Consider the following 12,184-nt stretch of genomic DNA (forward strand, 5'->3'; position numbering starts at 1 on the left):
GTTGGGGTGGACGGCCCCCTTCCGCCGGTATGCGTGGCAGGATGGGGGCGTCGATGACCTCAAACGAAGGAGCCGTCCGTGGGAACTATTGTTCGAGTCGGTTTGGACACGTCCAAGAGCGTATTTCAGCTGCATGGCGTTGACGGGATGGAGCAGCCAGTCTTGCGGCGCAAGTTGAGGCGCGGCCAGGTTCTGGAGTTTTTTCGTCGTTTGCCGCCGGCGTTTGTCGCGATGGAAGCTTGCGGCGCGTCGCATTATTGGGCGCGGGAGCTACAATCGCTCGGGCACGAGGTGGCGATGATCCCACCACAATATGTCAAGCCGTATGTGCAGCGAGGGAAATCCGACGCTGCGGACGCCGAAGCGATTTGCGAGGCAGCAAGCCGGCCAAAATTGCGCAAGAACTTCGTGCCGATCAAAAGTCCCGAGCAGCAGGGCGCACAGATGCTGACGCGCGTGCGGGCTCAGTTCATCAGTAGGCGAACCCAGCTAGCCAATTCGATCCGCGGGTACGCCGCTGAGTTCGGATTTATCGCGCCCAAAGGGCTTTCGCGGCTTCCGCAATTGCTGATCGATATCAAGGCTGATGCGACAGTGCCGGACTTGGCGATAGAGTTGATAGAGGCGTTGGCTGCAGAACTGGCGCGCGTCGACGGTCAGATCATTACGTTGGACAAGAAGCTCACGCAAATCCATCGGAGCAACGAGATGAGCCGAAGACTGGCAACCATTCCGGGAATTGGGCCGATCGGTGCGACGCTGCTGTCAATCAAGGTTGTGAATGCGCATGGGTTCAAATCGGCAAGAAACTTTGCCGCCTGGCTTGGCCTGACGCCAAAGAATCACTCTACGGCCGGCAAGAATCGGCTCGGCGTCATAACGCGCGCCGGTGACGGCATGTTGCGAACCGTCTTGGTAGCTGGCGCGACGGCTGTGATTGCGGATGTGCGACGACGGGGGAGCCGCTCTTGGCCTTGGCTGACAGACATTATCACGCGCAAGCCGCCAAAGCTTGTGGCAATAGCGTTAGCAAACAAATTGGCGCGGATTGCCTGGAAGCTGATGATCAGCGGCGAGCGATACCGACCCGCAAGCAGCGTAGTGCCGACATAGACCCAAACGAAATACAGAGCTTGGCGCCAGACCGGCAGGTTTGACGCTGAGGGCGGAACTTGCAGGATAGGAAGAGGTGGTACGTTCGGCGCGAGCCGGTCATGTGAGATGCTCCGCTCGGTTTACCGGCAGAGAATGCCGCTCTTGTGTTTGGATCTCACTGTCCGCGAAGCCCATCTTGGCCGGTGGTCGCAAGACCCATAAACAGGCCGGACATATGAGCGCAAGCGATCCGAGCATGTTGCCCGAGCCAATCCTTGCAAGTCGGGGGCCGTCCACATATGAACCGAGCCCTAAGGTCTCGGCCATTCGGCTTCGATCCTCTCACTATATACAAGATGTCGCTCGCCGGAGGCACTCGGGCGAAGGGCTGCCGTTCCGGCACCGCAATCACTGCCCGTCGCCCGGGTGCCATTTTAGCCCGGTCTCGCGACTGCACTCGCCTTCGGGTCCCGCCGTTCCGGCGTCGCTATCACTGCCCCTCAGCGGGTGCCTCCTTTTCGAAACGTGGCAATCCGAGCGAAGCGCTCTCGATAACTAATTAGGACTTCGTTCCCGCCAAAATGCCATCGTCGGCGCTTTCGTCCAGCCAATCGACGATCGCATCTAGCCGACGAACCGCCTCCACGAACCCACTATGCCAGATCGCAACTCGATTGGGCGAACACACTTCGAAGCCGTTCTTAGCAATTAGTTCGGCGATGTCAGGCGAGGCGGCATGACCTGGCTCGCGATATTGCGCGGGAGCGTGCAAGACAAGTCCAACCTTGAATCCCCATTCGTCGCGCCTCAGCTCCATTGGCAGGGTATCGGAAGAGGATCGCGTTAGCACCATAACTGGCGGGCGAGGATCGGAGCCCTCAAGCCGATTTTGCAATGCGCGATTCACATGCACGTCGCCGAAACCGTAACCACCAATCAGAATCGCGTCGGCTTCGTAAACGCGCCGGATCAGGGCCGCATAGAGTGATTGAAACGGCTCGGCCAGCAGTTGATCGAGCTTGAATCCGCCAGCGATTAGGCTCGTCTTCGGAAATGCCCGATTGTCCGATCGTATGTCGTTGCTGTTCCCGACATGCCCATCGAAGAACGTCGCATCAAGGTCGGAGCGCCAACCGATCCGATTTCCGAAGGGCTGCTCAAGATCGTGATAAATGCTGCCGTGCAGGTGGTAGGCGAAATTCCAAGCTGATCGCCGATGTACTTCGGCGGCATCAAAGCGCCCGTCTGGGCCAAAGCCAGTTGATACGCCAGGCATCGCAGTCAGTGCGGCGTCATCATAATTCAGATTGAGCACGCCGATCTCGAAGCGCCCTCGGAGACCGTCAAAGACCGCCTTGTAGTCCCCGAAATTGGCGTGCCGCGCGACAGCTCCGCCCTTGCACTGCGAGCGCATATGCTTTGCCAGTTGGATGAGCAGGTGTGTGAGCTGGTCATTCACACTGACCGTCGCGGCATAGCGCCCATCGTGGAAGGTCATTCCGATGGGCGCGCCCGATGGCGAAATGAGCTGCCTGAGCGCATTCCCGAGTGGGGAAGGCGTCATCCAATGCGCGAGACCCACCATCTCGCCCAAGACCTTCTCGAAATTCGGCCATGGCTTGATGCTGTCGGGGCTGGACGCGTAATATTTCTCGACCCCGTTCCAGACTGCTCGGTAATAATTTTCCAATCCGGGCGCTGGCGACCAAGCATCGCTCCACTCGAACATTTTCTTGTCAAAATCGGAGACCGAGGGCATCCCGACCGGAATGCTACTGCCAGCGCCGAGAATGATCAGGAGCTTTTTCATGCCGTTGGACCCACCAATGAATTGGCCTGGATGCCATATATAAGTGTACGGGCCTGCGGCCCCCGCCCGTCAAGGCCAAGGCGAGCGCCGCAAGAGCGGCGACCTTGACGGCCTATCCCCGCTCATTTGCGCTAGCCTAGTCGGGTTGCAGCGCAACCCTCTTGAAAAAGATTAGCTCTTATCCTGCTTCGAGCGCCGCGCTACTTCGATGGGCGCGAATTGCGGAGGGCCGAAACCTTCCGTAGCCATGGTCTGCCGTGCGTCTTTGAATTGTTCAGCCAATTTCGCAACCGCATCGTCATTCCGATCGACGAACAAGTAGCGATCTGCATGGACGGCGCGAATTGCGTTTACATAGGCGACGCGATCTGCGTCAAGCACCGCATGCTCGGGCGCTTGTTCGTCCATGTGAGAATCAGGCAGCGCGAGGGCGAAATCGGACACGTTATCTCCGCCGTCTTGTTGAGAAAGCCGTGATCCCCAAGAGCGGGGTGCCTCGTTTTAGGATCAACCTCACGAGCGACCGGATTGTCGCTTGTGATGAAGGTCAAGCCAGCTTGAGCCTCTGCTAGCGACCATTTCATCTTCTGAAACACCTGGTCAGGGCGTCGGCGATCTTCAATACACCCAGCGTGCGCTGCTGCGGAATCTCCATGACGTAGCCGGTTGGATTCAGCATGCGTTGCCGGATTTCCTCCTTCACAGCGGGATCAATCGGGCCGCCCTTCGCGGCTTCCGCACGACGGGTTAGCGCCTCGAAAGCTTCGGGGTCGCTGGCATAGGCAAAGTGAAGAATTTGCGCGCTTTGGCCGTGAACTTGCGCAGCCATGCGGCGCATCGCTGTCGTACGGCAGTATAGGAGAGCAAAGAACCGCGCCAAGTCTGCGCGCTCTGCGTCGCTCGTTGGTTGACGCCCTTCAGACAACGTTTGATAGACCGGCGCTGCTTGGCTCTCGATCTTCGACAAGAAACTTCCAACTGGGTATCCATCGAGCCATCGCCGCGCTCGACGGAATAGAAGTGCGTTTGTTTGCACGTCTCTTCGGGGACAGCCGACCATCTCCGGCCGTTAGCGGAATCGTAGGTCCAGACCTGACCGGCAGGCTGCGCTCCAGCAAAGTGCTGGAGAGGAAGGCGCGGAATCGTGTGTTGGCCTTTGGCTGCCATAGCCGCTCTTAGATGGCATTCCGTCAGAAAGGTGAAACTCTGCGAGGAGCGGAATTACACACTTTCTTACACACAAATTCGAATTATACTTTGGAACTTCAATACGTTACGGCATCAACCACGGGACTCAAAATCGAGTTCCGCAAGGAGTGTGCTGGTTCGATTTGGCCAAGGACAGATCACGGCGTTGAAGTACAATAGAATTCCAGCAGTTGGTATCAAATGCGTTCCTAATCAGACCGCGGCCACCGCAGGAATCGAATTGCAATGCAAGAGGCCGACGCCCTCAAGTCTTGCACCGGGTAACCTTCGTAAGCGACTTTGCAGGTGATCAGCTGCGGCCTAGACGCGAAACGCGCACTGGCCAACCGCACCAGTTTCGCACCAGAAACGGCGTGAACGAAGCGCAACAAACGCGATCGAAATCGAACGAAAGCTTAGGAAAATCAACGAAGCTGATCGATAGTCTGCCGCTCATAACGGTCTGGTTGCAGGTTCGAGTCCTGCCGGGCCCACCAATGAGTTCAGAGGGAGGCAGGCTAGGCCCAAGCGCGGCCAGAGCCGGCGTGCCCCGAATCCGCCGGCCGACTTTGCTAGCCATTATAGCTTTTGATGGGGCCATAGTTCTCGATAGTTCGATCAGGCATGGCGAAGCTTTTGCTCATGCAAAATTTACCCAATTTTGATTTTTTGGTTGACGACGACGGCCTGCGTGTTCGGGCACAATTGGCGATGAAAAAGAATTCATTGGAAGATATCGAAGAAGTTTGCCGGCTGACCACGAGAGCGGCCTGCCGGGCTTTCGATTCTTGTCGAACGATTCGCATTCGCGACGACCGTGGACCATTGCTGAAGCGACGAATCGGGCAGGCTTCGCGAATGGGAGCGGTCGCACTCTTCGTTGCCGTGGCATCCAGCTATCAAACGTTCGCCCAGGCCGGCACATCGACCGCAAACTTGACCGTTCAGATCACCATCACGGCGGCTTGCACAATCAACGCTGCTACGCTCAATTTCGGGAGCGTGTCCGGAACAACGCTCGCGACCACCTTGCAGTCGGGCAGCACAACCGTCTCGGTCACCTGCACCAATGGCAGCCCGTACTCCATCGCCATGGACAACGGAGCAAATGTGTCCGGCAGCCAGCGGCGGATGACGAATGCCGGGAATTTCATCAACTACAATCTCTATACTGATTCAGCCCATACCAACCCCTGGACCACGGCCACCAGCAGCACCACCTGCACGACCACGAACGGCTGCTTTCTCGGCACCGGTAACGGATCGGCGCAGACGGTCAACATTTACGGCACCGTTCCCGCGACCGGCACCGCACCGAGCACCGGCACCTACACGGACACGGTGGTCATGACCATCACCTATTGAAGAAGGGGCCGCGGCAGCGGCCCGCTGTACCGTTGCATCTGCGTATCGACGAAACGCCTTCTTGGCGCACGATTTCGAAATCGATTGGGCATCGCGATGCATCAAAATTCGACTCTACTGGCCGCGTTTGCCGCAAGCCTGGCATGCATGGAGGTTGCCCATGCCACCGCGCTTCGCGTTGAACCCGTTCTCCTGGAACTGAATGCGCCGGCGGCGGCGGCTTCCCTGACGCTACGCAATGACGAAGATGCCGACGTCGAGGTCCAGACCCGCGTGCTTCGCTGGTCGCAGTCCGACGGCAAGGAGAGTCTTGAACCGACAACCGATGTGGTGGCATCACCTCCGGCCGTCAGGATGGCACCTCATTCAGACTACGTCGTGCGGGTTGTGCGGGTGTCGAAACAGCCGGTCAATGGCGAAGAAAGCTATCGTGTCATCGTCGACCAATTGCCGCGAGCGGGCGGCAGCCAGGGTCGCAGCGTCAATCTTTTGGTACGACAGTCGATCCCGGCGTTTTTTCGTAGCCGCGAGTTCAGTCGGCCACAAGTTAACTGGGCGCTCCGTACCGAAGCTGGCCAACTAACCGTCGTGACCAGCAATGCCGGCGACGAGCGGCTACGCATCGCAAACCTGCGGCTTAAGGATTCATCGGGAGCTACCTTGTCCTTTGGCAACGGTCTCCTCGGCTATGTCCTCGGACATTCCTCAATGAGTTGGGCCACGCCGAAATATCCTCGCGGCTTTGGATCTGGCGGATCCATCTCCGTCACGGCGGAAACGGACAAGGGCCAGACTCATGCGGTTATTGAGTCGCCGACTCGGCGGTAGACGAGGCTCCGCGCTTGTGTCCATCCTAGCACTCCTCGGCATGGTCCTCTGTGTCGGGCGTTCGCGCGCGGGGGAAAACCAGACAAATCTGCAACTCGATGTCGTGATCAATTCCATGCCCGCCCGAACAATCGGATCATTCGTACGGTTCGACGACGGTCGTATCGGCGGAACGGTAGAGGAACTCGAAAGCCTCGGCCTGCAACCGGGCCCGTCGCATCGACCGGGCGAGATCATCGCACTGGATGATATCCCGACCCTAAAGTATCGATATGAGGAGAGAACACAGCGGATATTCATTGCCGTCGACGGAGCCGGACGCAAGCCGCAGCTCTTTGACGCAGGCGGCTCCAGCGGGAACCTGCCAAGGGCGCGGGCCGATCCCGGTGCGGTACTGAATTATGACCTGTTGAGTTCAACCAGCAACGCAGCGACCCCGAGATTGATCGGGCTCGGTAACACATCGCTCTTGCTCGATGCTCGGGCGTTTTCGCCTTACGGCACCGCCGAACAGTCCGCGATCGTCCGCACTGGTCCGCAGCAGCCTGCGCAGGCGACACGGCTGAATTCGTCTTTCCAGTATTCCGACCAGGACCGGATGATCGGCTACGTTGCTGGGGATACGATCAACGGCGGACTGGCCTGGTCACGGCCGATCAGGATCGGTGGCCTCCAGGCTCAACGCGATTTTACCCTGCGGCCCGACCTCATCACTGCGCCGCTCGCGACCATCGGCGGTAGCGCGGCAGTGCCGTCAACCGTCGATGTCTATGTCAACAACATCAAGACATTTTCTCAGGACGTCGCGTCCGGCCCTTTCAGCGTGAACAACGTACCGCTGATTTCCGGCGCCGGTACGACGCAACTCGTGGTGCGGGACTCGGCAGGTCACGAAATCCAGACGTCGGCGCCGTTCTATGCGACCTCGAGCCTGCTTGCGCCCGGGCTGAGCAGCTGGTCCGTGGAGGGCGGATTGCCGCGGCTGTCCTACGGCTCGAGCAGTGACGTCTACGTCGGCTCGCCGGTCGGCTCTGCAACCCTGCGACGAGGTATCTACGATGGCTTGACGGCGGAGGCGCACGTCGAAGGCGGAGCCGGCGTCATCAACGGTGGCATCGGTGGTATCTTCAGGACCGGGACGATCGGTGTCGCCGCCGTGGCCCTGGCCGGCAGCGGAAGCGGCACGAACCGCGGTCTGCAGAGCTACGCTTCCTATGAGACCCGGCTCTTCGGCGTGAGCATTTCGGCGAGTTCGCAACACACCTTCGGCACCTATGACGACCTTGCCTCGGCGACCGCAAGATTGCAAAGCATCGTGACGTTGAACGGCGGCCTGCAAAACCTGAACGGTCTGTTCAACTACCTGCCCGGCAGTATCGCTTCGTTGTCGAACTCGTTTGCCTACGTGACCGGCATCTATGGCAGCGCCCGTGCGCCGGTCGCACTCGATCGCATCACTTTCAGCGCTCCGATGCCGTTCGACCCCCGGGCCAGCCTGAGTGCAAGCTTTGTCGGTCTGCGCGATGACTCAGGCCATCGTTCCAATATCGTGACGGCCTCTTACTCGCGTTCGTTGCCCTATAATGCGTCGATATTCTCCACCGTCTTCCACGATTTCCGCTCCAAGAAGAATACCGGCGTGTTTGCCGGTTTGAGCATCCCTTTTGGCGACTCGGCATCGATCACGACCGGGGTTTCCAGAGGACGGAGCGGTACAACCGGTAGCGTTGATGCCGTCAAGTCGCTTGGTCCGGAGCCCGGCAGCTATGGCTGGCGCGTCCACGATTCCGAGGGATCATCGAGGTACCGGGAGGCCACGGCTTCCTACAGGTCGAGCTACGGCACCATCCAGGCAGGTGCAAGCCAGGCCGGATCCGGCAGCATGGGATCACTGGAATTGCGTGGGTCGATCACGACCATGGGAGGTGGCGTTTTCCTTTCGAACTGGATCGACGACAGTTTCGCGGTGGTCGCGACTGGCGTGCCGGATGTCGAGGTCCTCAGCGAGAACCGCCGGGCGGGTGTCACCGATTCCAGCGGCATGCTGCTGATCCCGACGCTCCGGTCCTACCAGAAGAACAAGATTGCGATCGACCCGACGAACCTTCCGGTCGACGACGAAGCAGCAACGACGCATGACATCGTCGCTCCGGCTGATCGCGCCGGGATGCTCGCCAGATTCGACGTCCGCAAGGAGACGACGGCAGCGCTGGTTACCTTTGTCGGGCCTGACAATCGCATTCTGCCGGCCGGGGCCGTCGGCCACATGACCGGCGGAGGCGAGTTTGTCGTCGGCTACGACGGACAAGCCTATATCAAGGGGCTATCGTCACTGAACGAAGCCGAAATCGAGTTGGCTGACGTCCGCTGCCACGCAACGTTTGCGTTTGTTCCGAGGCCTGGCGAACAGGTCCGGATTCCTGGCGTCGCGTGCCGATGATGCAGTCATTCATACGTAAACAGTGTCTTCGTACATCAATCTCGTCGATCATCCATTCCGACCAACGCGCATTGTGAGATCGAAATCGTGGTCATCGGCTCAAAGCGAACATTGCTCGTCGCCTTGCTCCTGCAAGCGGCATCGTTTTCGGCCCACGCCCAAAGCTGCTCCGTTACCTCGGCGTCCGGCAACTACGGATCTGTCGACATTCTGGCGGGCAGCGCCGTCGATACGACCTCGACATTCACCGTAACATGCAGCGGCTGTGCGCTCGGCTGTACGGTCAATGCGTGTGTGCAATTCAACCAGGGGGCGCCCAACAGCAGCAGCTCGGTTCGATCGCTGGGAAGTGGAGCGAATACGGCAATACACGAGCTCTATTCGGATTCCGGGCGCACGCAGGTCTGGGGATCCTGGGGATACGGAACCACCGCGTACGGCTCCGGTGGCGTCAGCATCAATCTCAGCCTTCCTCTTTTGGGTGGGCCCGCGCAACAAAGCCTGACCGTCTATGGGCGCTTCCTTGCCAATCAGCAGGCAACGATACCTGGGACCTACATCTGGAGTACGACCTCTCCGGTCGTCGCCTACGCGGCCTATCTTCTTACAAGCCCGAATTGTTCGTCGAACCCGGGAACGACGACAAATGCGGGCTCCTCGCCGTGGACGGCGACAATCGCCGGAAATTGCATCGTTTCGACCACGCCGCTCAACTTCGGTAACGCTTCGCTGTTGACGTCGAATATTGACGGCGTTGGAACGATTTCGGTGAAGTGCACCAATACGACCCCCTACTCGATCGGCCTCGACAACGGACTACACGCAAGCGGCAGCCAGCGGCGCATGCAGGCAAGCTCCAGCTTCATCAATTATAATCTTTATACGGACGCGGCGCGGACCGGCGCCTGGACGAGTACGACATCCGCTACGACCTGCACGTCCGGCGCCAATACCTGCGTGCTTGGCACAGGAACAGCGTTGAACCAGAACGTTTCAGTCTATGGGCGCGTTCCACCGCAAATCTCGCCCCCTCCAGGAGCCTACGCCGACACCATCGTCGTCACCGTGACCTTCTAGCCCGATCTTCCCGGACCAGCGGTTTGAAAATTCGAAAGATAAAATCGACACGCCCGCTGCATCGAAGCAGCCGTTCGGCATCGCCGGCCAGAATCATCGCTGCGGTCAACTCACTCCCAAGCCGCCTGGAAAATGGCGCGGTAGCCGTCGGCATCCACAGGACGCGGATTGGTGGCGGTGGAATGATCCCTCGCCGCCTTCTCCGCCATGTCGTCCAGTACCGAGGCCGGCACACCCATGGCGCGCAGGCCGCGCGGCAGATTGAGCTCGGCATTGAGCGTATCGAAGAACGCGGCGACGTCAGCATCATCGGCCAGACCTAGCGCCAGCCGCAGCCGCGGCAGCTTGGCCGCGATCGCCGGACCATTGTAGCGTATCACGGCCGGCATCAGCACGGCATTGAGTGTGCCGTGATGCAGGCTCGGCGACGCAAGGCTGCCAAGCGCATGCGACAACCCGTGCACCGCACCCAGGCCTTTCTGAAAGCACAGGCCGCCCTGCAGCGCGCCCATCATCACTTCGGCGCGGGCGTCGCGGTCGTCGCCCGCCGTCACGGCATGCTTGAGATGGCCGACGATGCGCGCCGCGCCATCGAGGGCGATCGCATCCGCCGGCGGATTGAAGCGCGGCGACAGATAGGTCTCGACGCAATGCGACAGTGCGTCCATGCCGGTTGCGGCCGTCAACGCCAGCGGCAGGCCGAGCGTCAGCAACGGATCGCAGATGGCCCGCGCCGGGATCAGATGCGGACTGATCAAGCCGACCTTGCGGCCGTCCTCGAGCGTGATGAGGGCAGCGCGGCCAACCTCGCTTCCGGTGCCGGCGGTGGTCGGAATCGCGATCACCGGCGCGACGGCGGCGGTGATCCGCGCGACACCGCCGTCGATCGCGGCGTATTGCGCGAGCGGGCCTTCATGGGTGGCGAGCAGCGCCACCGCCTTGGCGAGATCGATCGGCGAGCCGCCGCCGAGCGCGACGAGGCCGTCGCATCCGGCCTCACGATAGCGTGCGAGCGCCTGCTGCGTCGCACGCTCGGTCGGATTCGGCGGCGTCGCGTCGAACACCACCGGCGCAGTGCCGAGCGAGGCGGTCACGCGCGCCGCCAGGCCGGCCGCGACAATGCCGCGGTCGGTAACGAGCATCGGCCGACGGATACCGAGCGCTGCGATCTCATCGCCGAGCGCGTCCGCCTCGCCGAAGCCGAAGCGAATGGTGGTGAGATAGGTGATCAGCGCCATGGCCTGTCGTCCGTTGCGTCGATCGATCAGAGATCGGTGCGTTCTTCGGCGATGTCGCGACGCTGCTCCATGTTGAAGCGCCCCGCATAGATCGGCCGCCCACCGGTGGTCGGACCGGGATATTGCACGATCAGGATATCGCCGCCGGTCGCGGTCTCGAACCTGCCTTCGAAATGCGGGTCCGGATGAAAGATCATCGTGCCCGCCGTGTAGAGATTGTCGTCGATCCTGAATTCGCCGCGGAGGATGTACCAGACCTGCGCGAACTCGTGATTGTGGATCGGGTGATGTGCGCCAGGCTCCAGCCGCAGGATGCCCGCGTTCGGTTCGGTCGGCCGCTCCGGCCGCGGGTGGAACAGCATCTTGCCGGTCTCGCCAGGCCAGCGGATCGTCTCCCACTCCACATCGTCGATGTGCTTCGCCTCATACGGCAGGTGCCTGCCAGTCGCGGTTGCAGTCTGCATGGATCAGTCTCCTTGGGGCTTGCTCTTGGGTGATCGAGGTGGAGCGGCGGCGCTCGGCACGCGCCACCAGTCGAAATGCTCGGCCTTCTGCGGCGACTTCGCGACCACCATCAGGATGCGCGCTTCGTCCTCGCTGATGTTGTCGGCGCGGTGCGGCAGCTCGGAATTGAGGAAAATGCCTTCACCGGGCGCGAGATCGAACACCTCGGCGCCGACGTGGAAGCGGATGCGACCGCTGATCACGTAGCAGTATTCCTGTCCCGGATGCGACACCATGAGGTCCATCCGGTTCTTGCGCGGGAACGAGAGGTGAAACACCTCCAGATCATCGTTCGGCATGCCGCCCGCGAACAATCGCCAGCGATAGCCGGTGCTCGGGATGCTCTGGTCCTCACCATCGTCGCCATGGCGATGCAGCGTGACGTGGCTGCGCGACTGGTCCTGCGGTGCGGCGAACAATTCGCTGACGCCAATGTCGAGCGCCTGCGCGATCTGGATCAGGTTGGCAACGGAGCTCGACACCTGGCCGCGCTCGAGGCGCGACACGAAGGCGTCGGACAGCCCGGTGCTGTCGGCCAGATCCTTCAGCTTCATGCCACGTTCCTCCCGCAGCGAGCGAATGCGTGCTCCAAGCCTCGCCAGCGTCTCGTCCTGCGTCTTCATTGCTCCGACCCTCTCT

The 12,184-nt window shown here is 60.5% G+C and carries 11 protein-coding genes and 1 pseudogene; 5 read left to right on the forward strand and 7 right to left on the reverse strand.

Going from position 1 to position 12,184, the window contains the following annotated elements; all coding sequences use genetic code 11:
• Positions 1 to 78: 78 nt before the first annotated feature.
• Positions 79 to 1,113 (forward strand): IS110 family RNA-guided transposase, encoded by a 1,035-nt coding sequence (locus ACVIGA_RS11280; protein ID WP_456666426.1) that lies wholly within the window; start codon positions 79 to 81, stop codon positions 1,111 to 1,113.
• Positions 1,114 to 1,654: 541 nt separating this feature from the next.
• Here the strand turns inward: ACVIGA_RS11280 and ACVIGA_RS11285 are convergent.
• The 4 genes and pseudogenes from ACVIGA_RS11285 to ACVIGA_RS11300 all read right to left on the reverse strand — a co-directional run bounded on the left by ACVIGA_RS11285 (position 1,655) and on the right by ACVIGA_RS11300 (position 4,072).
• Positions 1,655 to 2,905, reverse strand: coding sequence for an SIR2 family protein (locus ACVIGA_RS11285; protein ID WP_456666435.1), 1,251 nt, complete (start codon positions 2,903 to 2,905; stop codon positions 1,655 to 1,657).
• Between the two features lie 171 nt (positions 2,906 to 3,076).
• Positions 3,077 to 3,349 carry a hypothetical protein gene (locus ACVIGA_RS11290; RefSeq protein ID WP_456671017.1) on the reverse strand — a complete coding sequence of 91 codons (273 nt, stop codon included), beginning with the start codon at positions 3,347 to 3,349 and terminating at the stop codon, positions 3,077 to 3,079.
• Positions 3,256 to 3,489, reverse strand: a complete 234-nt coding sequence (locus ACVIGA_RS11295) for a DUF4238 domain-containing protein (RefSeq protein ID WP_456666436.1) — start codon at positions 3,487 to 3,489, stop codon at positions 3,256 to 3,258. The genes ACVIGA_RS11290 and ACVIGA_RS11295 overlap by 94 nt, the downstream gene beginning before the upstream one ends.
• Positions 3,486 to 4,072, reverse strand: a pseudogene (locus tag ACVIGA_RS11300) (DUF4238 domain-containing protein). The gene ACVIGA_RS11295 and the pseudogene ACVIGA_RS11300 overlap by 4 nt, the downstream one beginning before the upstream one ends.
• A gap of 645 nt (positions 4,073 to 4,717) precedes the next feature.
• Between ACVIGA_RS11300 and ACVIGA_RS11305 the strand changes: the two are divergent.
• The 4 genes from ACVIGA_RS11305 to ACVIGA_RS11320 all read left to right on the forward strand — a co-directional run bounded on the left by ACVIGA_RS11305 (position 4,718) and on the right by ACVIGA_RS11320 (position 9,803).
• Complete coding sequence (locus tag ACVIGA_RS11305; protein ID WP_223976923.1) at positions 4,718 to 5,458, forward strand: Csu type fimbrial protein; 741 nt, start codon at positions 4,718 to 4,720, stop codon at positions 5,456 to 5,458.
• An 84-nt stretch (positions 5,459 to 5,542) separates the two neighbouring features.
• Positions 5,543 to 6,286, forward strand: a complete 744-nt coding sequence (locus tag ACVIGA_RS11310) for a fimbrial biogenesis chaperone (RefSeq protein WP_456666437.1) — start codon at positions 5,543 to 5,545, stop codon at positions 6,284 to 6,286.
• Positions 6,287 to 6,326: 40 nt separating this feature from the next.
• On the forward strand, positions 6,327 to 8,726 hold the full coding sequence (locus ACVIGA_RS11315; RefSeq protein WP_456666438.1) for a fimbria/pilus outer membrane usher protein: 2,400 nt from the start codon (positions 6,327 to 6,329) through the stop codon (positions 8,724 to 8,726).
• Positions 8,727 to 8,813: 87 nt separating this feature from the next.
• Positions 8,814 to 9,803 carry a Csu type fimbrial protein gene (locus ACVIGA_RS11320; RefSeq protein ID WP_456666439.1) on the forward strand — a complete coding sequence of 330 codons (990 nt, stop codon included), beginning with the start codon at positions 8,814 to 8,816 and terminating at the stop codon, positions 9,801 to 9,803.
• Between the two features lie 110 nt (positions 9,804 to 9,913).
• Here the strand turns inward: ACVIGA_RS11320 and ACVIGA_RS11325 are convergent, their stop codons facing one another.
• From ACVIGA_RS11325 to ACVIGA_RS11335, 3 genes are read right to left on the reverse strand one after another with little or no spacing between them, the layout of a single operon-like run.
• Positions 9,914 to 11,041 (reverse strand): iron-containing alcohol dehydrogenase, encoded by a 1,128-nt coding sequence (locus ACVIGA_RS11325; protein ID WP_456666440.1) that lies wholly within the window; start codon positions 11,039 to 11,041, stop codon positions 9,914 to 9,916.
• 26 nt (positions 11,042 to 11,067) lie between these two features.
• Positions 11,068 to 11,505, reverse strand: coding sequence for a cupin domain-containing protein (locus tag ACVIGA_RS11330; RefSeq protein WP_456666441.1), 438 nt, complete (start codon positions 11,503 to 11,505; stop codon positions 11,068 to 11,070).
• A 3-nt stretch (positions 11,506 to 11,508) separates the two neighbouring features.
• A complete protein-coding gene (locus ACVIGA_RS11335; protein ID WP_223976913.1) occupies positions 11,509 to 12,168 on the reverse strand; it encodes a helix-turn-helix domain-containing protein in 660 nt (219 codons plus the stop codon).
• Between the last annotated feature and the right edge of the window lie 16 nt (positions 12,169 to 12,184).

Source organism: Bradyrhizobium sp. USDA 3240 (assembly GCF_054063295.1).